At 69.6% G+C, this 26,356-nt stretch carries 23 protein-coding genes; 9 read left to right on the top strand and 14 right to left on the bottom strand.

Annotated features, from left to right (window positions below; all coding sequences use genetic code 11):
- Positions 1 to 4: 4 nt before the first annotated feature.
- The 3 genes from AXK60_RS15400 to AXK60_RS15390 form a co-directional block, all read right to left on the bottom strand.
- Positions 5 to 1,063: an ABC transporter permease gene (locus AXK60_RS15400; RefSeq protein ID WP_068572247.1), complete on the bottom strand. Its 1,059-nt coding sequence runs from the start codon at positions 1,061 to 1,063 to the stop codon at positions 5 to 7.
- Positions 1,063 to 2,085, bottom strand: a complete 1,023-nt coding sequence (locus AXK60_RS15395; RefSeq protein WP_068572246.1) for a substrate-binding domain-containing protein — start codon at positions 2,083 to 2,085, stop codon at positions 1,063 to 1,065. Before AXK60_RS15395 ends, AXK60_RS15400 begins: the two co-directional genes overlap by 1 nt.
- 122 nt (positions 2,086 to 2,207) lie before the next feature.
- Positions 2,208 to 3,218 (bottom strand): LacI family DNA-binding transcriptional regulator, encoded by a 1,011-nt coding sequence (locus tag AXK60_RS15390; protein ID WP_068572244.1) that lies wholly within the window; start codon positions 3,216 to 3,218, stop codon positions 2,208 to 2,210.
- Positions 3,219 to 3,331: 113 nt separating this feature from the next.
- Between AXK60_RS15390 and AXK60_RS15385 the strand changes: the two genes are divergently transcribed.
- Complete coding sequence (locus AXK60_RS15385) at positions 3,332 to 4,546, top strand: Gfo/Idh/MocA family protein (RefSeq protein WP_068572243.1); 1,215 nt, start codon at positions 3,332 to 3,334, stop codon at positions 4,544 to 4,546.
- Positions 4,547 to 4,580: 34 nt separating this feature from the next.
- A complete protein-coding gene (locus AXK60_RS15380; RefSeq protein WP_068572242.1) occupies positions 4,581 to 5,591 on the top strand; it encodes a sugar phosphate isomerase/epimerase family protein in 1,011 nt (336 codons plus the stop codon).
- Positions 5,592 to 5,654: 63 nt separating this feature from the next.
- Here AXK60_RS15380 and AXK60_RS15375 read toward each other — a convergent pair whose 3' ends face one another.
- Positions 5,655 to 6,830: a Gfo/Idh/MocA family protein gene (locus AXK60_RS15375; protein WP_068572241.1), complete on the bottom strand. Its 1,176-nt coding sequence runs from the start codon at positions 6,828 to 6,830 to the stop codon at positions 5,655 to 5,657.
- A 164-nt stretch (positions 6,831 to 6,994) separates the two neighbouring features.
- On the opposite strand from AXK60_RS15375, the gene AXK60_RS15370 reads away from it, so the two are divergent.
- Both AXK60_RS15370 and AXK60_RS15365 read left to right on the top strand, forming a co-directional pair.
- Positions 6,995 to 8,449: a sugar porter family MFS transporter gene (locus AXK60_RS15370; protein ID WP_068572863.1), complete on the top strand. Its 1,455-nt coding sequence runs from the start codon at positions 6,995 to 6,997 to the stop codon at positions 8,447 to 8,449.
- Between the two features lie 27 nt (positions 8,450 to 8,476).
- Positions 8,477 to 8,830, top strand: coding sequence for a universal stress protein (locus AXK60_RS15365; RefSeq protein WP_068572240.1), 354 nt, complete (start codon positions 8,477 to 8,479; stop codon positions 8,828 to 8,830).
- A gap of 6 nt (positions 8,831 to 8,836) precedes the next feature.
- Here AXK60_RS15365 and AXK60_RS15360 read toward each other — a convergent pair whose 3' ends face one another.
- Positions 8,837 to 9,610: a fumarylacetoacetate hydrolase family protein gene (locus tag AXK60_RS15360; RefSeq protein WP_068572239.1), complete on the bottom strand. Its 774-nt coding sequence runs from the start codon at positions 9,608 to 9,610 to the stop codon at positions 8,837 to 8,839.
- Positions 9,611 to 9,699: 89 nt separating this feature from the next.
- Here AXK60_RS15360 and AXK60_RS15355 point away from each other — a divergent pair, with 89 nt between their 5' ends.
- Positions 9,700 to 10,914 carry an MFS transporter gene (locus tag AXK60_RS15355; protein WP_068572238.1) on the top strand — a complete coding sequence of 405 codons (1,215 nt, stop codon included), beginning with the start codon at positions 9,700 to 9,702 and terminating at the stop codon, positions 10,912 to 10,914.
- A 79-nt stretch (positions 10,915 to 10,993) separates the two neighbouring features.
- On the opposite strand, the gene AXK60_RS15350 is transcribed toward AXK60_RS15355, so the two are convergent.
- From AXK60_RS15350 to AXK60_RS15340, 3 genes are read right to left on the bottom strand one after another with little or no spacing between them, the layout of a single operon-like run.
- Positions 10,994 to 12,013: a 3-isopropylmalate dehydrogenase gene (locus AXK60_RS15350; protein ID WP_068572236.1), complete on the bottom strand. Its 1,020-nt coding sequence runs from the start codon at positions 12,011 to 12,013 to the stop codon at positions 10,994 to 10,996.
- A complete protein-coding gene (gene serA / locus AXK60_RS15345) occupies positions 12,010 to 13,596 on the bottom strand; it encodes a phosphoglycerate dehydrogenase (RefSeq protein ID WP_068572235.1) in 1,587 nt (528 codons plus the stop codon). Before serA ends, AXK60_RS15350 begins: the two co-directional genes overlap by 4 nt.
- A gap of 38 nt (positions 13,597 to 13,634) precedes the next feature.
- Positions 13,635 to 14,939 carry a PucR family transcriptional regulator gene (locus AXK60_RS15340; protein ID WP_068572233.1) on the bottom strand — a complete coding sequence of 435 codons (1,305 nt, stop codon included), beginning with the start codon at positions 14,937 to 14,939 and terminating at the stop codon, positions 13,635 to 13,637.
- 148 nt (positions 14,940 to 15,087) lie between these two features.
- Between AXK60_RS15340 and AXK60_RS15335 the strand changes: the two genes are divergently transcribed.
- From AXK60_RS15335 to AXK60_RS15325, 3 genes are read left to right on the top strand one after another with little or no spacing between them, the layout of a single operon-like run.
- Entirely contained in the window at positions 15,088 to 16,545 is a 1,458-nt protein-coding gene (locus tag AXK60_RS15335) for a class I adenylate-forming enzyme family protein (protein ID WP_068572231.1), read from the top strand.
- A gap of 28 nt (positions 16,546 to 16,573) precedes the next feature.
- Positions 16,574 to 18,355, top strand: a complete 1,782-nt coding sequence (locus tag AXK60_RS15330; RefSeq protein ID WP_068572229.1) for a DUF3556 domain-containing protein — start codon at positions 16,574 to 16,576, stop codon at positions 18,353 to 18,355.
- The gene (locus AXK60_RS15325; RefSeq protein ID WP_068572227.1) at positions 18,352 to 19,764 is read left to right on the top strand and encodes a phytoene desaturase family protein; all 1,413 of its coding nucleotides are present in this window, start codon (positions 18,352 to 18,354) and stop codon (positions 19,762 to 19,764) included. Before AXK60_RS15330 ends, AXK60_RS15325 begins: the two co-directional genes overlap by 4 nt.
- 50 nt (positions 19,765 to 19,814) lie before the next feature.
- Here AXK60_RS15325 and AXK60_RS15320 read toward each other — a convergent pair whose 3' ends face one another.
- The 6 genes from AXK60_RS15320 to AXK60_RS15295 all read right to left on the bottom strand — a co-directional run bounded on the left by AXK60_RS15320 (position 19,815) and on the right by AXK60_RS15295 (position 25,479).
- Positions 19,815 to 20,822, bottom strand: a complete 1,008-nt coding sequence (locus AXK60_RS15320; protein WP_068572224.1) for an AurF N-oxygenase family protein — start codon at positions 20,820 to 20,822, stop codon at positions 19,815 to 19,817.
- Positions 20,823 to 20,913: 91 nt separating this feature from the next.
- On the bottom strand, positions 20,914 to 21,282 hold the full coding sequence (locus tag AXK60_RS15315) for a DoxX family protein (RefSeq protein ID WP_068572221.1): 369 nt from the start codon (positions 21,280 to 21,282) through the stop codon (positions 20,914 to 20,916).
- A complete protein-coding gene (locus AXK60_RS15310; protein WP_068572219.1) occupies positions 21,279 to 21,878 on the bottom strand; it encodes a TetR/AcrR family transcriptional regulator in 600 nt (199 codons plus the stop codon). The genes AXK60_RS15315 and AXK60_RS15310 overlap by 4 nt, the downstream gene beginning before the upstream one ends.
- 90 nt (positions 21,879 to 21,968) lie before the next feature.
- Positions 21,969 to 22,982, bottom strand: a complete 1,014-nt coding sequence (gene ilvC, locus AXK60_RS15305; protein WP_068572216.1) for a ketol-acid reductoisomerase — start codon at positions 22,980 to 22,982, stop codon at positions 21,969 to 21,971.
- Between the two features lie 41 nt (positions 22,983 to 23,023).
- A complete protein-coding gene (gene ilvN, locus AXK60_RS15300; RefSeq protein ID WP_068572215.1) occupies positions 23,024 to 23,527 on the bottom strand; it encodes an acetolactate synthase small subunit in 504 nt (167 codons plus the stop codon).
- Positions 23,524 to 25,479, bottom strand: coding sequence for an acetolactate synthase large subunit (locus AXK60_RS15295; RefSeq protein ID WP_068572212.1), 1,956 nt, complete (start codon positions 25,477 to 25,479; stop codon positions 23,524 to 23,526). The genes ilvN and AXK60_RS15295 overlap by 4 nt, the downstream gene beginning before the upstream one ends.
- A gap of 306 nt (positions 25,480 to 25,785) precedes the next feature.
- Here AXK60_RS15295 and AXK60_RS15290 point away from each other — a divergent pair, with 306 nt between their 5' ends.
- The gene (locus tag AXK60_RS15290) at positions 25,786 to 26,298 is read left to right on the top strand and encodes a PH domain-containing protein (protein WP_068572211.1); all 513 of its coding nucleotides are present in this window, start codon (positions 25,786 to 25,788) and stop codon (positions 26,296 to 26,298) included.
- Positions 26,299 to 26,356 lie beyond the last annotated feature (58 nt).

The following is a 26,356-nucleotide window of genomic DNA, read 5'->3' as shown; positions in this document are numbered from 1 at the left end:
GGAGTCACCTCTTCGCGGCGAAGTTGCGGAATGCGTTGTTGGCGATCACGGCGAACAGCAGCATGATGCCGAGGAAGAACTTGAACCAGTCCGGGTTCCAGCCGGCGTAGACGATGCACTGGTTGACCATGCCGAAGATGAAGGCGCCGATCATCGCGCCCACCGCCGTGCCGTAGCCACCGGTGAGCAGGCACCCACCGATCACGGCGCCGATGATGTACAGGAACTCGTTGCCGACGCCCTGGCCGGACTGCACAGTGTCGTAGGCGTAGAGCAGGTGCTGCCCCACGAACCAGGCGCAGAAGCCGACGAACATGAACAGCCCGATCTTGACCTTGGTCACCGGAACGCCCACGGCCCGTGCGGAATCCTGATTGCCGCCGACGGCGAAGATCCAGTTGCCGACGCGCGTGCGCATCAGCACGTAGGTGGCGATGACGGTGAACAGGACCCACCACAGCACCGTGACCTTGAGGCCGACGCCGAAGACGTGGATCGTCGACGAGAACACGGCCTGCGCCGACGGGAAGCCCTGCATGTCGGCGATCGTGGGGGTGGCCACCTGACCGGTCACCATCTTCGTCACGGCCAGGTTGATGCCGGTGAGCATGAGGAAGGTCGCCAGCGTGATGAGGAAGCTGGGGATCCTGGTGCGCATCACCATGTATCCGTTGAACGCGCCCACGGCCAGTGACAGTGCGAGCGCCAGCAACGAACCCACCCACGTGTTGAGGTGCAGGTTGTAGGCGAGCATCGACGCCGCGAGCGACGACGAGGTGACCGCAACACCGGTGGAGAGGTCGAATTCGCCGCCGATCATGAGCAGGGCGACGCCGCAGGCCATGATGCCGATCGTCGAGCTGGCGTAGAGCACCGTCGCGAAGGCCTCCGGGCTACGGAAGGGCGGAGCGACGATCAGGAAGAAGATCACGATCGCGATCGCACCGATCAGCGCGCCGACCTCGGGACGCAGGATCAGGCGCTGGAGGGGCTTCTGCTTCTTGACCCGCTCATCGGTGACCGGCGCGTGCGTGCTCAGGTCGAGCGCCTCGTCCGTGGTCATCAGCGCGTCCCGCCCTTGGCGAGCTCGGCCACCTTGTCGACGTTCGTCTTGTCGATGAACGCCGGACCGGTGAAGACCGCCTGGCCACCACCGATGGTGTTGCCGTTGATGATCTGCAGCCAGAGCGAGTCGATCGCGAGGTAGCCCTGGAGGTAGGGCTGCTGATCGACGGCCCACGCCACCTTGCCGTTCTGGATCGCGGTCACGAGCGCGGCATTGGTGTCGAAGGTGACGATCCTGGCCTTGCTACCGGACCCCTCGATGGCCTTGGTCGCGGTCAGCGCGAACGGGGCACCCAGGGCGACGACGGTGTCGATGCTCGGGTCCTGCTGGAGCTTGGCGTTGATCTTCGACTGCACGTCGGTCATGTCCTCGCCGTTGACGTTGAGGTTCTCGACGGAGCCGCCCGCGAGTCCCGTTCGCACCCCGGCACAGCGGGATTCGAGCTGGACCTGCCCCTGCTGCTGGATGATGCAGATGGCCTTCTTCGCACCCTCCTTGGAGAGTCGCTCGCCGACCGCGGTGCCCGCCGTGGTCTCGTCCTGGCCGAAGTACTGCTGGATGCCCATCCGCGCGTAGTCGTTGTAACCGGCGTTGAAGGCGGAGATCGGGATTCCCGCCTTCTGCGCGCTCTGCACCACCGCCTGGAAGGCGTTGGGGGTGGAGAGCGTGAGCGCGATCCCGTCGACCTTGCTGTCGATCGCGGCCTGCACCAGGTTCGCCTGGTTGGGCGCCTGCGGATCGTTGGAGTAGCGGAGGGTGACGTTGTCCTTCTTGGCCGCCATCTCGGCACCCTTGCGGATGAGGTCCCAGAAGGTGTCGCCGGGCTGCTGGTGGGTGACCATGGCGATCGTGAGGTGCTTGGTCCCCGCCGAGCCGACGCCGGGCCCGCCGGCACCGTCGCCGCGGGGCGCACCGCCCGTGCTGGAGCATCCCACCACCGTCAGGAGGACCGCGGTACCGGCGGCGGTGGCTGCGAGCGCCGTCCGGAGCCTGCCCGCCCGCTGCGTGGTCTTCTTCATTGCTGTGTCCCTTCGACCTCGAGCAAGTGGGACGACCCACCCGCTGACGCTGAATGTAGTACAGATCACACCGCTTGACCAGAGTTTGTTCAGACATATGCACATTGGATGTGAGGTTTGCTTCAGCGTGGTGGTGCAGTGGTCCGCCGGATCACCGTTCGCGGTGCGAGAACGCGGTTCTCACGGCCGCCGGAGGCCGGTTCCGCGTCGGGATCCATCCGGCCGACGAGCAGCGTTCCGGCCTGGACACCGACATCGAAGCTGCGATCGTCCACCGTGGTCAGCCCGATGAGACGGGCCGCCGCCAGGGAGGTGTCGTCGTAGCCGACGACGGACAGGTCGTCCGGCACGCGGAGCCCCCGCTCCTGCGCCGCACCGAGCACGCCGACGGCCATCACGTCGTTCGCGGCGAAGATCGCGGTGACGCCCGCCGCGCCCAGCACCTCCATCGCGCCCGCGAAGCCCGCCTCATCGGACGCCGCCCCGCGCCAGGCCGTCTCGACCACGGTCGCGCCCAGCCGGGTGGCCTCGGCTGCGAACGCGGTGCGGCGCACCTCGCCCGCGCCGCCGCCGGCGCACACCTGCCCGACGGTGCGGTGCCCCAGCTCCACGAGATGCCGTGCGACCAGACGCGCCCCTGCGGCGTCGTCGTTCGCGACCGCGTCGAACCGCGCGTCGCGCACCGCCCGGGTCCCGGCGACCACCACCGGCGGGAGTGCCGCATCGCCCCGGGCGAGCAGCGACCCCGGCGGGTCCATGCCGAGCACCAGCCCGTCCACCCGCATGGACAGCATCGATTCGACCGGGTCCTCCGCCTGGTCGACGGTCGCGACGTCGACCACTGCCAACCGGTACCCCGCCGGCCCGAGCGCGGCGTGCAACCCGCGCACCAGGTCGACGAACCACAGGTTCGTGTAGTCGTCGATGAGCACGCCGACGGTGCGGGTGCGGTTGGCCGCGAGGTTCGCGGCGGCACGGCTCGGGCGGTACCCGAGCTCGGCGATCGCCTCCTCGACCGCACGGCGCGACGGGGCGGCCACGCGCGGTGAGCCCTGCAGAACCAGCGACACCAGGGATTTCGAGACCCCGGCCCGCGTCGCGACGTCGTAGATGGTCGGCCGCTTCTCCGCCATGACACCTCACTCTTGACAGGACATAAGAACATTGCTCATCATTATTGGAGCGCTCCAACTCATCGCAACAGTAGGCCGTGACGGAGATCGCAGCAACCCCGTGAAGGAGGAACATGAGCAGCAACAGCATCGGCGTCGCGGTCATCGGCGCAGGCATGGCGGGCAAGGCGCACGCCGCCGGTTACCGAGCCGCGACGGCCGTGTACGGCCCCGGTCTCCCCGGCGTACGACTGGTGTCCGTCGCGGACGCCTACGAGCCCCTGGCCGAGGACGCCGCGCGGCGGTTCGGCTTCGAGCGGCACGACACGTCCTGGCAGGCGATCGCCGCCGCTGACGACATCGACGTCGTCAGCGTCGTCGTGGCGAACGCGCTGCACCGCGAGATCGTCGACGCCCTCCTCGCCGCGGGCAAGCACGTGCTGTGCGAGAAGCCGCTGTCGGACACGCTCGACGACGCCCGCGCCATGGTCGCCGCCGCCGACGTGGCAGCCGAGCGCGGCGTACTCGGGAGGATCGGCCTGACCTACCTGCGCTCCCCCGGCATCGCGTTCCTCGCCGGTCTCGTCCGCAGCGGCCGCCTGGGCGCGCTCATCAACTTCGACGGCGCCTACTGGACCGACTACGCGTGCGACCCCGACGGGCCCATCAGCTGGCGGTTCAAGGGCCCCAGCGGCTCCGGCGCACTCGCCGACGTCGGCAGCCACCTCACCTATGTCGCGGAGCTGTTCGGCGGCCCCGTTGCGACCGTCCGCGGCGCGACCCTGCACACCGCGTTCCCGACCCGCCCGGTACCACTGGGGCGGGTGATCGGTCACGAGCACGGAGCGGTCGGCGACGAGCGGGACACCGTCGACAACGACGACGTGGCAGGCTTCTTCGTCGACTTCGCGGGCGGCGGGACCGGCGCCCTGCAGGTCTCGCGCGTCGCCGCCGGGCACCCGAACACGCTGAAGTTCGAGGTGTTCTGCGAGCGTGGTTCCGCCGCCTTCGACTTCCGGTTCCCGGGGCAGGTGCAGGTGTGGCTGCCCGAGGACGAGGACGCCCTCGCCGGCCCGCGCACGGTGATCCTCGGACCCGCACATCCCTACTGGCGCGGCGGGCTCGCGATGGACGCCCCCGGCGTCGGCATCGGCCAGAACGACGGCTTCGTCTTCCAGGCGCGCGCCTTCCTCGAAGAGGTCGCCGGACTGTCGGCGAGCGACTCGCTGCCGCGGAACGCCGATTTCACCGACGGCCTGCACAACATGGAACTGCTCGACGCGGTGGCCCGATCCGCCGCCGCCGGCGGCACGCCCGTGGACATGGCGTCGGCGATCGACAACACCTGACCCCCGAACCGGAACCATCTCTGAGGAGAGATTCATGAAACTCGGCCTGTACAACGCCATCTTCCACGACCGCCCACTGCCGGACGCGCTCCGAGCGATCGCCGATGTCGGCCTCACCGGCATCGAGCTGAACACCGGCGGCTTCCTCCCGCCCGTGCATGTTCCGAACATCGCCGACATCCTCGGCAGTGACGCCGCCCGCGACGACTACCTCGGGATCTTCGAGGGCACCGGCGTGAGCATCGCCGGGCTCAACTGCAACGGCAACCCGCTGCACCCGAACCGCGCGATCGGCGGCAAGCACGCGGACGATATCCACCGCTCGATCCGACTCGCGGCCCGCCTCGGCCAGAGCCGCGTCGTGACCATGTCCGGCCTGCCCGGCGGCGACCCCGGTGCACTGCACCAGAACTGGGTGATCAACGCCTGGAACTCCGCCGCGCTCGACGTCCTCGACCACCAGTGGGAGATCGCCACGGACTTCTGGCGCGAGACCGATCGTCTCGCAGCCGAACACGGCGTCAAGGTGGCCCTGGAGCTGCACCCGCAGAACGTCGTCTTCAACAGCGCCACGATGCTCGAGTTGGTGGAGCGCACCGGGTCGACCCACCTGGGCGTCGAACTCGATGCGTCGCACCTGTTCTGGCAGCAGATGGACCCGGTCGCCGTCGTCCGGCACCTGGGCGACCTCGTGGTGCACGCGGCTGCGAAGGACGTCCGCGTCAACCCGCAGTACGCGGCGCTGAACGGGGTGCTGGACAATTCCTTCCGCCGCCTGCGTCCCGACGAGGCGCGCACCAATCTCGGCGGCGACGAATGGGCGAACGAGTGGCCGAAGCAGTCGGCATGGGACTTCGTCGCGCTCGGCAAGGGGCACGACACCGCGTACTGGACCGAGTTCCTCCGCGCCCTGCACGAGGTCGATCCGGACATGCTCGTCAACATCGAGCACGAGGACACCGAACTCGGGCGCGAGGAGGGCGTCGCCGTTGCGGCCGAGGTGCTCAGGGCGGCGGACGCCGCACTGACCGCCTCGCTCGACTGATCCGCGCGCCCGACGACGAGGGCGCCGGCGGTCCGTGGACCGTCGGCGCCCGTGCGGGACCTGCTATCCCAGGGTGACCCAGCGCGCCTCGTCGACCGATCGCGTCATCGCGTCGAGGGCCCGGGCGCTCCGCACGGCGTCCTCGACGGTGGCGCCCTCGGGCACGCCGGTGACGATCGACCGGAGGAAGCGCTGCGCCTCTATCACCTTGAGGTCGTCGTACCCCATGGGATTCGCCGCGCCCGGCTGGAACGCGGCGTAGTCACCGCTGCCGGGCCCGACGTGCACCGTCGAGACCGCCTGATCCTGGTACGCGGACCCGAGCGCGGTCTCGAGCTCGCCCATCCGCCGGTAGTCCCAGCGCACCATACCGGCCGTGCCGTGGACCTCGAACCCGTAGGAGTTCTGCTCCCCCACCGCGACCCGGCTGGCCTCCAGCACGCACCGCGCACCCGAGGCGAGCCGCAGCTGCGCGGAGAGGTAGTCCTCGTTCTCGACGGGTCCGCGCACGCCGGACGCGGCGAGTTGATGCCCGGACGTGGCACCGGTGGGCTCCGCACGTTCCGGAATGAAGACCGCGGTATCGGCGACGAGTGCGTCGATGTCGCCGAGCAGGTGCGTGACCAGGTCGACCCCGTGCGAACCGAGGTCGCCGAGCACGCCGTTGCCGCCGCAGGCGCGCTGGTAGCGCCACGTGAGGGCACCGTCGGGGTGTGCGGCGTAGTCGCTGAACAGGCGGAAGCGGGCGTGGGTGACGGTGCCGAGGCCACCGTCGGCGATGATCGCGCGCGCCGCTTCCACGGCGGGCGCATTGCGGTAGTTGAAGCCGACCGCCGTGCGTCGGTCGTTGCGCGCCGCCGCTCCTGCGACCGCGGCGGCGTCGGCCTCGGTGAGGCCCACGGGCTTCTCGATCCAGAGGTGCTTGCCGGCGTCGAGCACCGCGACCCCGATCTCGCGATGCAGGAAGTTGGGCACCGTCACGGAGACCGCGTCGATGGAGGGATCCTCGAGGATCTCGCGCCAATCGGTGACCGCGGTGCCCGCCCCGAACCGCGAGGCGAAGACCTGCGCGCGGCCCGGGACGTCGTCGGCGACCGCGGCTAGCACCGGAACGGCGGGACCTTCCGGATAGTGGTGCGGCACACGGGTGTAAGCCTGTGCGTGCACCCTTCCCATCCAGCCCATCCCGATCACGGCGACCCGCACCGGGGTCGGGTCCTGCTGTACCTCTTCGAGCATCCTGCGCCACCTCCGTCATCCACCCGCACCGTGCGAACACCTCGAGGATGCCAGACGATCAACTTAAATGTCCTGACATTCGTTCAATGTCTCGGAAGAGCTTGTCAAACTCATTCGGCGTCTGCTGTGATGTACCTCACGCGGACAGCGGGAAGGACTCCATGATGACTCACGGAAGCACCGGCACACCGGAGGGCGGAACAGCACTGCCTGCGCTGAGACCGGGGCCCCACCAGCGACGGATGGACCTCGTCGCGGTGGTCGCGACCTTCGGCGGCCTGCTCTTCGGCTACGACACCGGCGTGCTCAACGGCGCCCTGGAGCCGATGAAGCACGACCTGGGGCTCACGACCACCACCGAGGGGCTCGTGGTGAGCACCCTCCTGGTCGGCGCGGCGGTCGGGGCGCTGGTATGCGGCCGGCTCGCCGACGCCATCGGCCGCCGGCGGACGATGATCATCCTGGCCGTCGTGTTCTTCGTCGGAACCATGGGCGCCGTGTTCGCGAACAGCCTCGGCGTGATGCTGCCGGCCCGGTTCATCCTGGGCCTCGCCGTCGGCGGCGCGTCCGTGGTCGTCCCCGTCTACCTGTCCGAGCTCGCGCCGACGGAACGCCGCGGCGCGCTCGGCGGCCGCAACGAACTCGCGATCGTCGTGGGCCAGCTCCTCGCCTTCGTCATCAACGCGATCATCGCCGCAGTCTGGCCGCCGCTCTCGGATTCGAACCCCGACGGGCATGCGGGCGTCTGGCGGATCATGCTCGCCGTGTGCGCGGTTCCCGCCATCTGCCTGTTCATCGGCATGCTGCGGATGCCCGAATCGCCCCGTTGGTACATCTCGAAGGGCCGCCACGACGATGCGCTCGCCGTCCTGATGCAGGTCCGCACGGAGGACCGCGCGCGGGCCGAGATGGCCGAGGTGGAGCACCTCGCGCACGAGGAGGAGGCCGCGCAGACGGGCGGCTGGGCCGATCTGGCCATCCCGTGGGTGCGCCGCATCATGCTGGCCGCCGTGATCCTCGCGATCGCCCAGCAGCTCACCGGCATCAACTCCGTCATGTACTACGGCACCGAGATGCTCAAGACCGCGGGCTTCAGCGACAGCGCCGCCCCCATCGCGAACATCTTCATGGGCGTCTCCGCGGTGGTAGGCAGCGCCATCTGCCTGTTCGTCCTCATCGATCGGGTCCCGCGCCGCACGCTCATCATCCTGGGCATGATCGGCGTGACGGTCTGCCACGGCCTGACGGTGCTGTCGGCCCTCGTCCTGCCGGACGGCAAGGTCCAGGCCTACGCGGTGTTGATCTTCGTCGCCCTGTTCGTCCTCGCGATGCAGACGGCGTTGAACGTGCCGGTCTGGGTGTGCCTGTCCGAGCTCTTCCCGCTGCGGCTGCGCGGTTTCGGCATGGGCCTGTCCGTCCTGGTGCTGTGGCTGACCAACGCGCTCGTCGGGCAGCTGTTCCCCACCCTGATCAAGGTCGGCGGCATCGTCGGGACCTACGGCACCTTCTTCGTCGTCTGCGCGCTGTTCGGCTTCCTCATCTACAAGACCCTGCCCAACACCAGCGGTCGCTCACTGGAGGACCTCGAGGAGTCCTTCTCCCGCGGTGACTTCCGCTGACCGACCCACCCTGCAGAAGGAGAAGACATGACCGTCATCGTCGCGGTACCCGGTACCAGCGAGGGCCCCGTCGCATTACGGGCCGGCGTCGAGGAGGCGAGGTCCCTCGGCACCGATCTGGTCGCCGTCAACCTGGGCCTGACCAGACTCGACATCTCCGGCGTCGAAGGACAGGTACCGATCACCGTCGTCGATCGCATCGGACGCGGCGACCGCGATCCCGTCGACGCCGTCCTCGACGAGATCGATGAGCGCGCCGCTACGCGCCTCGTCATCGCCGTCCGGCGGCGGTCCCGCGTGAGCAAGGCCGTGCTGGGCAGCGTGAGCCAGCGGCTGATCCTGAACTCGCCGATCCCCGTGCTCGCCGTCAAAGCCGACTGAGTCCGTTCAGCGGTCCTCGGCGAGGCTGGTGAGCGTACCGATCCCCTCGACGGTGACGGCCACGTGCTGGCCCGCGGTGATGGGACCGACGCCCTCCGGCGTGCCGGTGAGGATGACATCGCCGGGCAGCAGCGTCATGACCGAGGAGATCCACTCGACGATGTCGCCGATGGAGTGGATCATCAGCGAGGTGCGGGAGTCCTGCTTGATCTGGCCGTCGAGTTCGGTGTAGATCCGCGCGTCCGACGGGTCGAACTCCGTCTCGATCCACGGGCCGAGCGGGCAGAAGGTGTCGTAGCCCTTGCCGCGCGTCCACTGACCGTCGTGCCGCTGCTGATCGCGCGCGGTCACGTCGTTGGCGACGGTGTAGCCGAGGATGACGTCCTTCGCGCGGGCGGCCGGTACGTCGCGGCACGGCTGGCCGATGACGACGGCGAGCTCACCCTCGTAGTCCACCTGCTGCGAGCTGCGGGGCAGCTTGATCGGCGCCAACGGTCCGATGATCGAGGTGTTCGGCTTGATGAAGATCACCGGATCCTTCGGCGCCTCGCCGCCCATCTCCGCGGCGTGCGCCGCGTAGTTCTTGCCGATGCACACCACCTTGCTGGCGAGGATCGGGGCGAGCAGGCGCACGTCGTCGAGCGCCCAGCTGCGACCGGTGAACTCCGGTGTGCCGAAAGGATGCTCGGAGATCTCGCGGGCCCGAGCACCGTCCTCCGGGTCACCCTCGATGGCCGCGAACGCGACTCCGTCACTGCTGGCGATTCGTGCAAGGCGCATACGGCGAGCCTACCGGTCGACGGCAATACTTCGATCAGCTAGGCTTCATCTCACAATGTAAGCCGAGCGTTCCACTGATTGGGATTGATATGGAGATGTCAGCCGCCCGCCGCTGGTGGATCCTGGTGGTGTCCATGACCGCCGCGATCACCACGACCGCCGCCGTGAACTGCACCGCGTTCCTCATCCCGCAGCTCATCCGCAACGGCCTCCCGGTGCAGAGCGCGGGTCTGTTCGCCGCCGCAGCACCCGCGGGCCTGTTGCTCACGACGATCCTGTGGGGCGCACTCATCGACCGGTACGGAGAGCGGCGGATCCTGCTGATCAGCATGGCGGGCGCGGTGATCGGGCTGGCGGTCACCGTCGCGTCGTTCGCGGCGCACGCCCCGCTGTACCTGTCGGCGATCGGCCTCTTCTTCGCCTCCGCGATGGCCGCCAGCGGGAACGGTGCCAGCGGCCGGATCGTGGTCGGATGGTTCCCCGCGTCCAGCCGCGGCACCGCCATGGGGATCAGGCAGACCTCGCAACCCCTGGGCATCGCGATCCTGTCGCTGACAATGCCGTTGCTGGCGAACCGCATCGGACTCACCGCGGCGATGACGGTCCCGCTGGTTGTGGCCGTGGTGTCGCTGATCCTGGTGTGGGCGTTCATCATCGACCCGCCCCGCCCCGAAGCCGGGCCGGAGGCGAGTGCGGCGCAGGCGAACCCCTACCGGGAGGACGGTTTCCTCGCCCGCATCCACGCCGTCTCGCTGCTGCTGGTGCTGCCGCAGGGCGCCATCTGGACCTGGGGCATCACGTGGCTGATCGTCGGGCTGCACTGGGCGCCGGCCACCGCAGGACTCCTGGTGTCCGCGAGTCAGCTCTTCGGCGCTCTCGGGCGGATCGCCGCGGGTGCGTGGTCGGACCGGCTGGGATCGCGCACCGCCCCGATCCGGTGGATCGCGCTGGCTGCCGCCGCAGCGGTGGGCGGGCTGGGTGCGCTCGCCGCGATCGGCTCCCCCGCCGCCGTCGTGGTGTTCCTGATCGCCTCGGTGGTCACCGTCGCCGACAACGGTCTGGCCTTCACCGCGATCGCCGAGAAGGCCGGCCCGTTCTACAGCGGCCGCGCGCTGGGCATCCAGAACACGGGACAGTTCGTCGCCACGACCGCCTCCGGGCCGATCCTCGGCGCGCTGATCCACGCCACGAGTTTCGGCGCCGCCTTCGCGATCGTCGCGCTGGCACCGCTGCTCGCCTACCCGCTGGTCCCCTCCGACGCGAAGCCCGCGGACCTGCCGGAGGCGGCACCGTCGACCCCCTGAAAACGACTCAACAGCGTCAGCCCGTACAGAACCCGCAGGTGGAGGTATGGGCTAACGCTGTTGAGTCAGGAGGGTGCGGTTACGCGGTGAGGGCGGCGGCGATGCGGTCGCCGACCTCGGTGGTGCGGATGGGGGCGTCGCCGCGGGCGGCGAGGTCGGCGGTCACCGCGTCCTCGATCCGGGCGGCGCCGTCCTCGTTCCCCAAGTGCCGCAGCAGCATCGCCGCGGACAGGATGGCCGCGGTGGGATCCGCGACGCCCTGGCCGACGATGTCGGGGGCGCTGCCGTGCACGGGCTCGAACATCGACGGGTTGGTGCCCGTCGCGTCGATGTTGCCCGACGCGGCGAGGCCGATGCCGCCGGAGATCGCTCCGGCCTCGTCGGTGAGAATGTCGCCGAAGAGGTTGTCCGTCACGATCACGTCGAAGCGCGACGGGTCGGTCACCAGGTAGATCGTGGCCGCGTCGATGTGGCTGTAATCCACGGCCACATCGGGGAACTCGGTCGCGACCTCGTCGACGGTGCGCTGCCACAGCCCGCCGCCGTGCACGAGCACGTTGGTCTTGTGCACGAGCGTCAGCTTCTTCCGGCGGGTTTGCGCGAGCCGGAAGGCGAAGCGCACGACGCGCTCCGCGCCGAAGCGCGTGTTGACCGAGGTCTCGTTGGCGACCTCCTGCGGCGTACCCACGCGGATCGCGCCGCCGTTGCCGGTGTACGCGCCCTCGGTGCCCTCACGGACCACGACGAAGTCGATCTCGCCGGGGTTCTTCAGGGGCGACTCGACGCCGGGGAAGAGCTTCGACGGGCGCAGGTTGACGTGGTGATCCAGCGCGAAGCGCATCGTCAGCAGCAGGCCCCGCTCGAGGATGCCGGGCGGCACCTTGCGCGGATCGCCGATCGCGCCGAGCAGGATCGCGTCGTGCTCGCGCAGCGACGCCAGATCCTCGTCGGTGAGCAGCTCGCCGTTGCGCTCGTAGCGCCGCGCGCCCAGGTCGTAGTCGGTGGTCTCGATCTCGCCGACGACCGCACGCAGCACCTTGAGCGCCTCGTCCGTCACCTCGGGGCCGATGCCGTCCCCGCCGATCACCGCGAGCTTCACGACAGGTCCACCGCGGCGATCGTGGTGGCGGCGACGGCCTCGCCGATCGTCTGCTGCAGATCCGCCGGGACCTCCTGGCTGACGCGCAGCAGCACCGTCGCGCCCGTACCCTCCGCGTCCTGGCTGAGTGCGGCGGCCTGGATGTCGATGCCGGCGTCGCCGAGCAGGGTGCCGATCTTGCCCAGTGAGCCCGGCTTGTCGCCGTAGGCGATGAACAGGTTCAGGCCCTCGGCGCGCAGGTCGAAGTTGCGGCCGTTGATGTTGGTGACCTTCTCCACCCGGCCCAGGCCCGACAGGGTGCCCGAGACGTTCGCGACCGTGCCATCGCCGTACACGGCGCGCACGTCCACGAGGCTGCGGTGGTTGGGGCTCTCGGAGACCTTCTCGAGCTCGACGGTGACCCCGCGCTCCTCCGCCAGGGCGGGGGCGTTGACGAAGGTGACCGCGTCCTCGATGACGGCGGAGAACAGGCCGCGCAGCGCCGAGAGCTGCAGGATGTCGACGTTCTCGCTGGCCAGTTCACCACGGACGGTGACGCCGATCTTCTCAGGCAGCTGGCCGGGCAGGCCGCCGAGCAGCACGCCGAGCTTGCGGGTGAGCTCGAGCCAGGGCGCGACCTCCTCGTCGACGGCGCCGCCCTTGACGTTCACGGCGTCCGGGACGAACTCGCCGGCCAGGGCCAGACGCACGCTCTTGGCGACGTCGGTGCCGGCGCGGTCCTGGGCCTCCGAGGTGGAGGCGCCGAGGTGCGGCGTCACGACGACCTGGGGCAGCTCGAACAGCGGGCTGTCCGTGCAGGGCTCGGTCTCGAAGACGTCGAGGCCGGCGCCGAAGACCCGACCCGAGGTGATCGCGTCCGCGAGGGCCTGCTCGTCGACGAGGCCGCCGCGGGCGGCGTTGACGATGATGACGCCCTGCTTGGCCTTGGCCAGGAGCTCGCGGCCGATGAGGCCCTTGGTCTCCGGGGTCTTGGGCAGGTGCACCGAGATGAAGTCGGCGCGCTCGACGAGCTCGTCGATGCTGACCAGCTCGATGCCGAGCTGCGCGGCGCGGGCCGGGCTGACATAGGGGTCGTACGCGATGATCTTGGTCTCGAACGCGGCGAGGCGCTGCGCCACGAGCTGGCCGATGCGGCCCATGCCGACGACGCCCACGGTCTTGCCGAGGATCTCGACGCCGTTGAACGAGCTGCGCTTCCAGGTGTGCTCGCGCAGGGTCTTGTCCGCGGCGGGGATCTGGCGCGCGGTCGCGAGCATCAGCGCGACAGCGTGCTCGGCGGCGGTGTGGATGTTCGAGGTGGGGGCATTCACCACGAGGACGCCGCGCTCGGTGGCGGCGGGCACGTCCACGTTGTCGAGGCCGACACCGGCGCGGGCGACGATCTTCAGCTTGGTGGCGGCCGCGAGGACCTCCGCGTCGACGGTGGTCGCCGAGCGGACCAGCAGCGCGTCGGCCTCGGGGACCGCGGCGAGCAGGGCCGGGCGATCGGGGCCGTCGACCCACTTCACCTCGACGCCGTCACCGAGCGCCTCCACTGTCGACGGTGCCAGCTTGTCGGCGATCAATACCACGGGACGGGTCACTTGCGCTCCTCATTCACGGTGCCGGTTGCCCGCCCAGCTTAATGACCTGCGCGTGCCCGCTCCCCGGCCGGGTCTCGGACGAGCAGCGCGACCTCGATGTCGAGCCGGTCGGCGCCGATCTCGCGCCCCCGCCGGGCGACCGCCCGCTGCACCCGGTACTTCACCGAGTTGGCGTGCATGTTCAGCTCCTCCGCAGCCGCCTTGAAGCCGCCGCCGTGCCGTAGGTAGACGGCGAGCGTGGCCCGCAGGCGCGCGTCGGATTCGGTATCGGCGGCCAGGTCACCCAGGACGTCCCGGGCCCACGCCTGCGCGGCGAGGGGATCCGCCCCGACCAGCGCCGCGACCATGACGCCCGGGTCGCCGGCGAACACCGCGGAGCCCTCTCCGACGGTGCGCCGGACCGCCTCGGCCTCGCGGTGCGAGCGCCGGAAGCCGTCGACCCCGGTACGCACCGTCCCGACGGCGACCCGGGGCGCATGGTCTCCGGCACCCGGTCGGGCACCGTCGGGCGGCGTGGTCAGGAAGGCGTGCGCCCGGGCGAGCCCCGGCTCGGCGGCCGCGAGCGGGAGCCAGCCCCAGGCCGTGCGGTGGTCCGCGGTGATGAACAGCGGGGCCTCCGCAACGCCGACGGCGGCCGCGAGCGCGCGGACGAAGGACTCCATCCGGTCCACGTGATCTCCGCCGTCCACGGCCCCGGGGGCGTCGTCGGGGAACCACGCGATCACCGCGAGGTGGTGCCGGCGCAGGGGGTAGCCGACGGCTGTGGACGCGGCGTCGACGTCCGGGGCGTCGTCGCCGGCGAGCAGCTCGCGCACCCGCGCGACGCGGGCGCTGGACCGGCCCTGCATCCAGCGGTCGCGCTCGCGCTGGTAGGCGGCGATGACCGTCTCGATCACGGTGTCCGAGTATGAGAACGACCAATCGGTGATCCACTCGTGCGCCGCCAGCATCTGCTCGAGCGGGAGGTCGGTGGCGCGGACCGCGGCGTGCATCTGCTGCACCATGCTGGCCTGACCGAGCCGGTACGCACGCACCAGCGCGGTCACGGGCAGGCCCCGTTGAGCGAGCAGTCGCGGATAGGCGAGGGCCGCCAGCGGTGCCTCGATCGTGCCCGGGTCGACGCCGAAGACCATGCCGTGCAGGACGGTCTCGACGTTCCCGGCGACACTCGCGGCGAGGGCGCGCTCCAGTTCGACATCGCCGCGCAACTCCGGGATGTCCGCGAGCATCCGGGCCGTCATCCGCTCGCCGACGGTGCGCTGCTCCAAACCGCCCAGGACCCCCGCCACCGTCCGGCCGATGGGGTCGGAACCGAAGCCCGATCGCTCCGAGGTCTGTCGCACGGCGTCAGGGTATGCCCTCATCGAAGCCCGGCGGGGCCGATTCTTCGTCTTCCGGAGACGAAAGCCCGGTAGAACTTGATCACCACAGGACGGAGTGACACCGCTCACATCCGCATACCGTGATCGGCACGGACCACAAGGAGACCCAGTGACCACCTTCGCCTCGCTTCCCGACACCCGCGCCGCCGCGGACCCGCACGCCCCCGCCCTCGCCGACGACGAACTCGACCTCGACAACGTCGCCTTCCTCGACGCCGTCACGCGGACCGCCGCCGGCCTGCGCGCGGCGGGCGTCGGCCGCGGCGATGTCGTGGCCATCCGCCTCCCCAACACCGCCCACCTCGTGGTGGGGCTGTTCGCCGCATGGCGGCTCGGGGCGGCCACCACGCCCATCAACCCGTACCTCACGCCCGCCGAGGCGGGCTTCCAGATCCACGACGCCGGCTCGAAGGTCCTCATCACCGCCGACGGCGCCGTGTTCGACGGCGTCCCCTCGCTCACGCCCGGCGAGCTGCTCACCCGCGCCCCCGATACCGCTGCGCCCGTGGCCGTTCCCGAGGACCTGGCATTGCTGATCTACACCTCCGGGACCACCGGCCGCCCCAAGGGCGTCATGATGGATCACGCCAACCTCACCGTGATGAGCGAGATGTCCTCCGCCGCCTTCGAGTTCGGCGCGGCGGACCACAGCCTGCTGATCCTGCCGCTGTTCCACGTCAACGCGATCGTGGTCTCGACGCTCAACCCGCTCGCGGGCGGCGGGCGGGTGACCGTCACCGGGCGGTTCGACCCGCGGACCTTCTTCGACCTCGTCGAACGCACTGGCGCCACCTACTTCTCGGCCGTCCCCACGATCTACACCATGCTCGCGGACCTGCCGCCCGAGGTCCGCCCGGACACCTCACGGGTCCGATTCGCCGTGTGCGGCGCCGCCCCGGCCAGCCGGGAGCTGCTGCACCGCTTCGAGTCCCGGTACGGCTTCCCGCTCATCGAGGGATACGGTCTATCCGAGTGCACGTGCGCCGCGACCTGCAATCCGCTCGACGGGGTGCGCAAGCCCGGCACCGTCGGCACGGCTCTACCGGGCCAGCGGGTCCGCATCGTCGACGGCAGAGGCCGCGAGGTCCCGACCGGCGAGGCGGGCGAGGTGCTCCTGGCCGGCCCGAACATCATGCGGGGCTACCTGAACCGACCCGAGGAGACCGCGAAGACGCTGGTCGACGGCTGGCTGCACACCGGCGACGTCGGATTCCTCGACGCCGACGGCTACCTCACCCTCGTGGACCGGGCGAAGGACATGATCATCCGGGGCGGGGAGAACATCTACCCCAAGGAGATCGAGACCGTGGTGTACGGCGCAGCCGGAGTCGCCGAGGCCGCGGTGATCGGCCGGCCCGACGCGAAGTACGGCGAGGTGCCGGTGCTCTACGTCTCCCCCGCCACCGTCGACCCGGGCTCCGTGCTGGCGCACACCGCCGCCAACCTCGCCAAGTTCAAGCAGCCGGTGGCCGTGACCGTCGTCGACGCCCTGCCGAAGAACCCCGTCGGGAAGATCGACAAGCCCGCCCTGCGCCGCCTCGACGCGGCCACCGTCCTGCCCGCCTGATCCGCCTCACCGAATCCAAGGAGTCGTCATGGGATTCACCCAGCCCTACCTGCCGCCGGTCGAACCGGACGAGTTCCTCTCGCGTCCGATCCGCGAGCGCCTGCGCTTCGCCACCCAGGACTGGGTGGACCACGGCTTCGGCACGCAGACCGTCGTCTACTTCATCTACATCGCCAAGCTGGTGGTGCTCTACGCGTTCGGCGGCGTGCTCGCGGCCACCCTCACCTCCGGCCTGCACCTCTGGGAGGTCGGGACGTGGTGGAACCAGCCCATCGTCTACCAGAAGCTGGTGCTCTGGACGGTGCTGCTCGAGTCGATCGGCATCGCCGGGGCATGGGGGCCGTTGACCTTCAAGATCAAGCCGATGACGGGCGGAATCCGGTTCTGGGCCCGCACCGGCACGATCCGGCTGCGCCCCTTCACGTGGGTACCCGGCACCGCGGGATCCCGGCGCACCGCGCTGGACGTGGGCATGTACCTGGTGTTCCCGGCATCCCTCGTGCTGGCGATCGCCCTTCCCGGTGTGACGGTCGGCGACGCCCCGCTGGACCTCGTGCGCCCGTGGTCGCTGATCGCCCCGATCGTGCTCCTGGTACTGATCGGCTTGCGGGACAAAACGATCTTCCTCGGCGCCCGCGCCGAGCAGTACCTGCCGGGGCTCGTCATGTTCGCGATCCTGCCGTACCTGTCCTTCGCCACGCTGATCGTCGGCCTCAAGCTGTTGATCGTGACCGTGTGGGTCGGTGCGGGCCTGTCCAAGATCGGCAAGCACTTCATCAACGTGATCCCCGTGATGGTGTCCAACTCCCCGTGCATGCCCTTCACCGGCCTGCGCCGCGCGCACTACCGCAACGCGCCGAACGACCTCCTGCCCTCGCGCCTCGCGCGGTTCATGGCGGAGGGCCTGGGCACCGTCGTCGAGATCGCCGCTCCGCTGATCCTGCTGTTCTCGCTGAACCGGACCCTCACAGTGGTCTGCGCCGTGTTCATGGTCTGCTACCACCTCTTCATCATCTCCACCTTCCCGCTCGCCGTGCCGCTGGAGTGGAACCTGCTCTTCGCGTACACCTCGCTGTTCCTCTTCGTCGGATTCCCCGCACAGGACGGCTATTCGGTCCTCGACATGAGCCCGGCGTGGCTCATCCTGGTGGTCTTCGCGGCACTCGCGTTCTTCCCCGTGCTCGGCAACATCCGCCCGGACAAGGTCTCGTTCCTGCCCTCGCTGCGCCAGTACGCCGGCAATTGGGCGACGGGCATGTGGGCGCTCGCCCCCGGCGCCGAGGAGAAGCTCGACCGCGTCCAGCGGCCGGTCGGCAACACCGTCGATCAGTTCGTCGCCTTCGGCACGCCCCGCGACTGGGCCGAGGTGCTGCTGCAGAAGGGCCTCGCATGGCGCGCGATGCACAGCAACGGCCGCGGCCTGTTCTCCACCCTTCTCAGCCACGTGCCGGACATCGAGCAGCGCACCCTGCGCGAGGGTGAACTGGTGTGCGGCAGCCTGATCGGCTTCAACTTCGGCGACGGGCACCTGCACGACGCGACGCTGATCGCCGCGGTGCAGGAGCAGGTCGGATTCGAGCCGGGCGAGCTCATCGTGGTGTGGGCCGAGTCGCAGCCGATCACCCGGATGACGCAGGACTTCCAGATCATCGACGCCGCACTGGGTGTCGTCGCCCGCGGGCACTGGAGCGTGACCGAGTGCGTGACCACGCAACCGTGGCTCCCCGACGGCCCGGTGGCGTGCGAGATCACCTGGACCTCCGACCCCGTCCGCTACCCGCTGGGAACCGGCGTGGGCGCCGCGCGATGACCACTGCCACCGTCGTCGGCGGCGGGCCCAACGGGCTCGCCGCCGCGATCACCCTCGCCCGCGCGGGCGTCGAGACCACCCTGTTGGAGGCGGCCGATACCGTCGGCGGCGGCATCCGGTCCTTCGAGGGCATCGCCGAAGGCCTCATCCACGACCACTGCGCCGCGATCCACCCCATGGCCGTGGGCTCGCCCTTCCTCGCCACCATCGACCTCGAGAAGCGCGGGCTGCGCTGGCGCTCCGCCGATGTCGAGTGCGTGCATCCGCTCGACGACGGCACGGCCGGGGTACTCCGGCGCACCGTCGGCGATACGGCCGCCGGCATGGGGCCCGACGGTGCCGCCTGGCGCGCCCTGTTCGACCGACCCGTGCGGAACTTCGACAGGATCGGGCCGTCGATGCTGGGGTCACTCCTGCGGGTGCCGCGGCATCCCCTGGCGCTGGCGGAGTTCGGTGCTCCAACCGTACTGCCGGCGACGGCGCTGGCCCTGGCGTTCCGGACTCCGCAGGCGCGGGCCCTGTGGGGCGGCGTTGCGGCGCACGCCTTCCGGCCGCTGCACGAGCCGATGAGCTCGGCGATCGGAAAGGGAATGCTCACCGCCGGCCATGCCTTCGGCTGGCAGGTCGCGGAGGGCGGCTCGGGCGCCATCGCCGCCGCCCTGGCCGCGGAGTTCCTCGACCTGGGTGGGCGGATCGAGACGGGTGCGCGGGTGACCGCCGGGAACCTGCCCGCAACCGACCTCACGCTGTTCGACCTCGACCCAGCGCAGATCGCGAGCATTCTCGGCGACCGGCTACCGGCGCGGGTGCGGCGCGCCTTCGGCCGTTTCCGGCGCGGCCCGGGGGCGTTCAAGGTCGACTTCGCCGTGCAGGGCGGCGTGCCCTGGACCAACCCCGACGCCCACCGGTCCAGCACCGTCCACCTGGGCGGTGCGTTCGCCGAAGTCGCAGCGACGGAACGGACCATCGCGGCCGGCAGGATGCCGGAGCATCCGTTCGTCCTCGTCGGCCAGCAGTACCTCGCCGACCCGTCCCGCAGCGCGGGCGATGTGCACCCGGTCTGGTCGTACGCGCACGTCCCGGGCGGCTACACCGGCGACGCCACCGAGGCCGTCATCGCCCAGATCGAGCGCTTCGCCCCCGGCTTCCGCGACCGGATCGTCGGCACCGCCGTCTGCTCCACCACCGAGATGTCCCGCTACAACGCCAACTTCGTCGGCGGCGACATCAACACCGGATCCAAGGACCCGCTCCAGCTGGTCTTCGGACCCCGGATCACCCTGCAGCCCTACGACCTCGGCGTCCCCGGCATGTACATCTGCTCCGCCGCCACCCCACCCGGACCCGCCGCGCACGGCATGTGCGGGCACCACGCCGCCGAGCGGGCACTGAAGAAGCTGCGCCGCTGAACGATCGAGGCCCCGATCTCCGAGTGGAGATCGGGGCCTCGGCGGTCGCGTTACTGCGCGGCGTACGCCGGCTCGCTGCGGAAGCGGGAGACGCGCCCGTCGATGCCGCAGATCCGCCACATGAGCTTGCTGAGCGGGTTGATCAGGCCGCACTTCTCGGCCATCATGCGCACATCGCCGAACACGTCGCGCTTCATCTGCTGCGACTCGTCCGAGCGCCAGAAGATGTCCTTCTTCACCGACCGCGGGATGTCGAAGGTCTCCCAGAACTCCTTGGGCGGCATCATGATCATGGTGACCATGACGCGCATGGTGAGCGGCAGCATCAGCGACAGGACCAGCCGCGGGAAGGCGCCGCGCGTGGGGATCCGGTGCTCGAGCAGCTGATGCGCGAACCCGATGTGCCGGGCCTCCTCCGCCACGTGGATCTGCATGATCGAGCTCATGGCGGGGTGCTGCTCGGAGCCGGAGCGCAGGAACTGCTTCTGCAGGTGGTCGATCGGCTCCTCGCCGCCGAGCACCATCATGTAGAAGTACAGCGGCGTCATCGTGGCGAACAGCGGCACGATCGGCGAGATGCGGCGCAGGAACCAACTGCCTCCCGGGACGTCCATGCCCACGCGGTTGACGAACTCCTGGAACATCAGCGTGTGCTGACACTCCTCCTTCGCCTCGTGCGTGGCGTAGCGGAACTCCGGCGAGTTGTTCGGGAGCGCGGCCGTGTACTGCATGATCCCGCGGATCAGCATCGACTCGAACTGCAGGCCCACCTTGGCCACGTTCGCCTGACGCCACATCCCGATCTCGATCTGCTTCGCGAGCGGCTGCTCCTGGTACCACGGGTGCCGGCCGATCGGATCGAATCGGGGATCGCACACCCAACGCGGGTCGTCGGGGACGATCGCGAGCTCGGGGTCGTCCCAGTCGATGTCGAGGTACGGATCGAAGTTGCGGTTGACCGACGCCTCGGAGAGATCGCTGAGGGTCTGCTCGTACTCCGCCTGCCCGGGAAACGGCTCCCCCATCGTGCGAGACATGTGCGTCAGAGCCAGCCGCATCGATTCACTCCTTGGTCGCGGGTTCAGCCTGTGATAGCCGATTCCCGAAACACTATCAGATAAACAAGCTACAGCGCTGGTTTATCTGCCCTCACACGTACGAGACCACCAGGACCACTCCGGAGAGGACGAGCATGCCCAGGCAGTTCACCCAGAAAGTGGTGCCGAGGAACCGGGCCCGCACGTGCGCGACAGCCGCGCACACGAAGTACGCCACGACGCCCACGTTCGCCGCGACGCCGACACCCGGGTAGTGCAGGCCGACGAGCAGGCCGGCCACGGCGACCAGCTTGATGGCGATCAGGATCCACCACCAGTCCCGCGGCAGGCGGACACCGTCGAGACAGTCCCGGATGAACGCGGGCGGCCGCACCGACAGCAGCGCGTCGCCGAGCAGGACCGCGGCGAGCACGACGGTGAGTGCGGGCCAGTGCGGCGTGTCGATCAGTCCAGTGGTCATCGCGGAACTCCTTCTCCCAGTATCTGAATGATCGCCTCGACCAGACGCTCGGCCGCGGCCTCCCGGGCGAGCGCGCCGCCGGAGGTCGCGAACAGCAGGCCGATGTAGACGAAGTAGAGGGTGCGTCCGGCGGCACCGGGATCGGCATGCCCGGCCGCCCGCAGGATCCGCTCGAAATCGGCCTGCAACTCGTCGCCGAGGTCGCCGAAGGTCCGCGAGCGGTGCTTCCCGCGCGCGAGGACGGCCGCATACTCGCGGGAGAGGTCACCGTCGGCGTTGAAATAGGTGACGAAGGGCTCGACGGTGCCCACCAGCCGTACGATCGCCTCGTCGCGCCCCAACGGGGGCAGCGATTCCCCCGTCGCACGCTCGGCGTGCACCGCGGCGATCCACTCGTCGACGATGGCGATGAGGAGCGCGTCCTTGTCCCCCACCCCCATCACCGTGCCGACACTGACGCCCGCGTCCGCGGCGATGCCGCGCACCGTCGTTCCTGCGAAACCGCGCGCGCGGAAGGACCGGTCGGCGGCGGCGAGCACCCGCGCGCGCGTCTCGACCTTGGCCTCCGCCCGCGACTGAACAGGTTCACTGAACATGTTCAATACATTATCCGCGGTTCCCCGACAACGCAAGAGCCCCGCTGGACCAGGGCGGTCCGGCGGGGCTCTCAGCGATGCGCTGCGAGACTACGCGGTCTCGGTGATCGGACGATCGACCCAACTCATCAGGTCGCGCAGCTTCTTGCCGGTGACCTCGATGGGGTGCTCGGCGTTCTCCTTGCGGAGGCCCTCGAGCTCCTTGTTGCCGCCCTCGACGTTCGCGACCAGGCGCTTGACGAAGGTGCCGTCCTGGATGTCCGTGAGGATGTCCTGCATGCGCTTCTTGGTGTCGGCGTCGATGACGCGCGGGCCCGAGAGGTAGCCGCCGAACTCCGCGGTGTCGGACACCGAGTAGTTCATGCGCGCGATGCCGCCCTCGTACATCAGGTCGACGATGAGCTTGAGCTCGTGGAGGCACTCGAAGTAGGCCATCTCAGGGGCGTAGCCGGCCTCGACCAGCACCTCGAAGCCGACCTTGACGAGCTCCTCGGTGCCGCCGCACAGCACGGCCTGCTCACCGAAGAGATCCGTCTCGGTCTCCTCCTTGAAGGTGGTCTTGATGACGCCGGCGCGGGCACCACCGATCGCGGCGGCGTAGCTCAGCGCGAGCGCCTGGCCGCCTCCGGTCGGATCCTGGTCCACCGCGATGAGGGCGGGGACGCCCTTGCCGTCGACGAACTGGCGGCGCACGAGGTGGCCGGGGCCCTTCGGGGCGACCATCGCGACGGTGACATTGGCCGGGGCCTCGATCAGCTTGAAGTGGATGTTCAGGCCGTGGCCGAAGAACAGCGCGTCGCCGTCCTTGAGGTTCGGCTCGATGTCGGCCTTGAAGATCTCGGCCTGCGCGGTGTCGGGCGCGAGCAGCATGATCACGTCGGCCCAGGCGGCCACCTCGGCCGGCGTGCCCACGGTCAGGCCCTGCTCCTCGGCCTTGGCGCGCGACTTCGAGCCCTCCTTGAGGCCGATGCGCACGTCCACGCCCGAGTCGCGGAGGCTCAGCGAGTGCGCGTGACCCTGCGAGCCGTAGCCGATGACGGCGACCTTCTTGCCCTGAATGATGGAGAGGTCGGCGTCCTCGTCGTAGAACAGTTCGATTGCCACGGTGGTTCCTTGTCCCTTCTGGAAATTTTGCAGTAGTTAAGTTAGCGAGTCGCGGTGATCGACTTCGGGCCGCGTCCCAGCGCGATGACGCCGGACTGGGCGATCTCGCGGATCCCGAAGGGATCCAGGACCGCCAGCAGCGCGTCGAGCTTGTCCGGCGTACCGGTGGCCTCGATGGTCACCGAGTCGGGCGAGACGTCCACGATCTTGGCACGGAACAGGTCGACGGTGTCCGTGACCTGGCCGCGCGTCGTCGAATCGGCACGGACCTTGACGAGCATCAGCTTGCGCGCCACCGACGACGTCGAATCCTGCTCGACGATCTTGAGGACCGAGACCAGCTTGTTGAGCTGCTTGGTGACCTGCTCCAGGGGGAGCTCGTCGACCGTGACGACGATCGTCATCCGGCTGACGCCCTTGAGTTCGGTGCCGCCGACCGCCAGGGATTCGATGTTGAAGCCGCGGCGCGAGAACAGGCCGGAGACGCGGGCCAGAACGCCCGGTCGGTCCTCGACCAGGACACTCAGCGTGTGCGTGGTGCTCACTTCTGCTCCTCCGAACGCTCCATCGCGGCGTGGATGACCGCCGGCTCGTCGGCCGCGTCGTCCTCGTCGAACAGCGGACGGATGTCCCGCGCCGCCATGATCTCGTCGTTGCTCGTGCCCGCCGCGACCATCGGCCACACCTGGGCGTCGGCGCCGACGATGAAGTCGATGACCACCGGGCGGTCGTTGATCTCCCGCGCCTGGGCGATCACCGCGTCCACGTCCTCGGCCCGCTCGCAGCGGAAGGACACGCAGCCCATCGCCTCACCGAGCTTGACGAAGTCGGGGATCCGCATGGAGTGCGTCGACAGGTCGGTGCTCGAGTAGCGCTGCTCGTAGAACAGCGTCTGCCACTGGCGGACCATGCCCAGGTTGCCGTTGTTGATGATGGCGACCTTGATCGGCGCGCCCTCGATCGCGGCGGTGGCCAGCTCCTGATTGGTCATCTGGAAGCAGCCGTCACCGTCGATCGCCCAGACCTCCTTCTCCGGCGCGCCCATCTTGGCGCCGAGCGCCGCGGGAACCGCGTAGCCCATGGTGCCGAGACCGCCCGAGTTCAGCCAGGTGCGCGGCTTCTCGTACTTGACGAACTGCGCGGCCCACATCTGGTGCTGACCGACGCCCGCGCAGTAGACCGCGTCCGGGCCGGCGGCGATGCCGAGGCGCTCGATCACGTACTCGGGGCTCAGCGCACCGTCGGACGACGGGTTGTAGGCGAGCGGGTAGGTCTTGCGGATGCCGTCGAGGTACTCCCACCAGGTCGTCAGGTCCGGAGCGGGGATCGTCGCGCGGTCCTCGGAGATCGCGGCGATGAGCTCGACGATGACCTCCTTGCAGTCGCCCACGATCGGCACGTCGGCGAACCGGTTCTTGCCGATCTCGGCCGGATCGATGTCGGCGTGGATCACGCGGGCGTCGGGCGCGAACGAGTCGAGCTTGCCGGTGACCCGGTCGTCGAACCGCGCGCCCAGGGTGATCAGCAGGTCCGAGCGCTGCAGCGCGGCCACGGCGCCGACGGTGCCGTGCATGCCGGGCATGCCCATGTGCTGGGGGTGGCTGTCCGGGAAGGCGCCACGCGCCATCAGCGTGGTCACGACGGGAATGCCGGTCAGCTCGGCCAGCGCCAGCAGCTCCTCCGACGCCTCGGCCTTGATCACGCCGCCGCCGACGTACAGAACGGGCGACTTCGCGGCCGCGATCATGCGGGCGGCCTCGCGGATCTGCTTGCCGTGCGGCTTGGTGACGGGCCGGTAGCCGGGCAGGTCGATCTGCGGCGGCCAGGAGAAGACGGTGTCCTCCTGCAGCACGTCCTTGGGGATGTCCACCAGCACCGCACCCGGGCGACCGCTCTCGGCCAAGTAGAAGGCCTCGGCGATCACGCGGGGGATATCGGCGGCGTCGTAGACCAGGAAGTTGTGCTTGGTCACGGGCATCGTGATGCCCGAGATGTCGGCCTCCTGGAAGGCATCGGTACCGATCAGCGGACGACCGACCTGGCCGGTGATCGCGACGATCGGGACCGAATCCATCTGGGCATCGGCGAGCGGGGTCACCAGGTTCGTGGCGCCCGGACCGGAGGTGGCCATGCACACGCCGACCTTGCCGGTCGCCTGCGCGTAGCCGGTGGCGGCATGGCCCGCACCCTGCTCGTGCCGGACCAGGACGTGCCGCACCTTCGTCGAGTCGAGCAGCGGGTCGTACACCGGGAGGATGCACCCGCCGGGAATGCCGAAGACCGTGTCGACGCCGATCTCCTCGAGCGACCGGACGACCGACTGCGCACCGGTGACCCGCTCGGGGGCTACGGTACGGGCGCCCTCGAGGTGGCTGCTCGCGACGTCGGACGCCGGGTGCTGCTTCGAGGCGGCGGGATGCGCGCCGGAGATCCCGGCGCCGGGCTTGCGGGCCCCGGGCTTCTGCCCTGGGTGGGGCCGAGCTGTAGGTGCGCTCACGATGTGACCTTCTCGTGCTCTAGCGATGCTCTGCTCAAACATGGACTATCGGCGTGCGATGCGTCGCCCGAAGCTATCCGGGCAACAAAAAACCCCCGTCAGCGGTGGCTGAGCGAGGGTAGCGCGTCGATGCTGGTGTGAAACGGCTGCAACCGGTTCAGGCGACGACGCGCCGACCGATTACGAGGAGCTGGTAGCTGTGTTTCACACCAGTGAAACTAGGCGTCCGTGTGCATTCGCGTCAAACCAGTGAGTGGCGCCGTCCCATATGTTGGGAAGCGACTGCCGCGTGAGACAATGCGTGTTATGAGCGAGAGTCCCGCCGCGCCGGCGTCCCCCGGCGCCACGCGCACCGTGACCACCGACCACACCGCGGACACCGTGGTACCGATCGCCGCGGGCGATCGGGTGGTGTTCAAGCACCCGGCGATCGCGCTGATCGGGGTGGCGCTGTTCGCCGTCTGCCTCGCGCCCATCGTCGGCCCGTGGACCGTCGGCCGCTCGGTCGACGGCAGCACAGCGGGCGTCGGCGCCGCCGTCCTCGGCTGGGCACTGCTCGTGATCCCCGTCCTGCTCGCCCTGTGGATCCTGCGAGTACGCACCGTCATCGGCCCCGACGGTGTCCGGTCCGTCCGCGTCCTGCGCGCCACCACCATCGCGTGGGACGAGATGTCGGGGATTAGGATCGGGAACAACGGTGCGGTGTACGCAGTCCGCGCCGACGGTTCCGAGGTGCGACTACCCGCCGTCACCATCAGCCAGCTCCCCCGCGTCGCGGCCGCCTCCGGCGGCCGGATCCCGGACGTCACCGCGGAATAAATACCGCCGAACAGGGATTCACCTGTTCACGGGGAAGCGCATTCCTCACCAGCCCGCA

Origin of the sequence: Tsukamurella pseudospumae (assembly GCF_001575195.1) — a bacterium.
Classification (GTDB): domain Bacteria; phylum Actinomycetota; class Actinomycetes; order Mycobacteriales; family Mycobacteriaceae; genus Tsukamurella; species Tsukamurella pseudospumae.
This window is presented reverse-complemented; position numbering and strand designations above follow the sequence as displayed.

Coding starts and splice junctions, on each gene's coding strand:
- AXK60_RS15400 (WP_068572247.1), bottom strand. CDS start 1,063: ATGACCACGGACGAGGCGCTCGACCTGAGCACGCACGCGCCGGTCACC.
- AXK60_RS15395 (WP_068572246.1), bottom strand. CDS start 2,085: ATGAAGAAGACCACGCAGCGGGCGGGCAGGCTCCGGACGGCGCTCGCA.
- AXK60_RS15390 (WP_068572244.1), bottom strand. CDS start 3,218: ATGGCGGAGAAGCGGCCGACCATCTACGACGTCGCGACGCGGGCCGGG.
- AXK60_RS15385 (WP_068572243.1), top strand. CDS start 3,332: ATGAGCAGCAACAGCATCGGCGTCGCGGTCATCGGCGCAGGCATGGCG.
- AXK60_RS15380 (WP_068572242.1), top strand. CDS start 4,581: ATGAAACTCGGCCTGTACAACGCCATCTTCCACGACCGCCCACTGCCG.
- AXK60_RS15375 (WP_068572241.1), bottom strand. CDS start 6,830: ATGCTCGAAGAGGTACAGCAGGACCCGACCCCGGTGCGGGTCGCCGTG.
- AXK60_RS15370 (WP_068572863.1), top strand. CDS start 6,995: ATGACTCACGGAAGCACCGGCACACCGGAGGGCGGAACAGCACTGCCT.
- AXK60_RS15365 (WP_068572240.1), top strand. CDS start 8,477: ATGACCGTCATCGTCGCGGTACCCGGTACCAGCGAGGGCCCCGTCGCA.
- AXK60_RS15360 (WP_068572239.1), bottom strand. CDS start 9,610: ATGCGCCTTGCACGAATCGCCAGCAGTGACGGAGTCGCGTTCGCGGCC.
- AXK60_RS15355 (WP_068572238.1), top strand. CDS start 9,700: ATGGAGATGTCAGCCGCCCGCCGCTGGTGGATCCTGGTGGTGTCCATG.
- AXK60_RS15330 (WP_068572229.1), top strand. CDS start 16,574: ATGGGATTCACCCAGCCCTACCTGCCGCCGGTCGAACCGGACGAGTTC.
- AXK60_RS15325 (WP_068572227.1), top strand. CDS start 18,352: ATGACCACTGCCACCGTCGTCGGCGGCGGGCCCAACGGGCTCGCCGCC.
- AXK60_RS15320 (WP_068572224.1), bottom strand. CDS start 20,822: ATGCGGCTGGCTCTGACGCACATGTCTCGCACGATGGGGGAGCCGTTT.
- AXK60_RS15315 (WP_068572221.1), bottom strand. CDS start 21,282: ATGACCACTGGACTGATCGACACGCCGCACTGGCCCGCACTCACCGTC.
- AXK60_RS15310 (WP_068572219.1), bottom strand. CDS start 21,878: ATGTTCAGTGAACCTGTTCAGTCGCGGGCGGAGGCCAAGGTCGAGACG.
- AXK60_RS15290 (WP_068572211.1), top strand. CDS start 25,786: ATGAGCGAGAGTCCCGCCGCGCCGGCGTCCCCCGGCGCCACGCGCACC.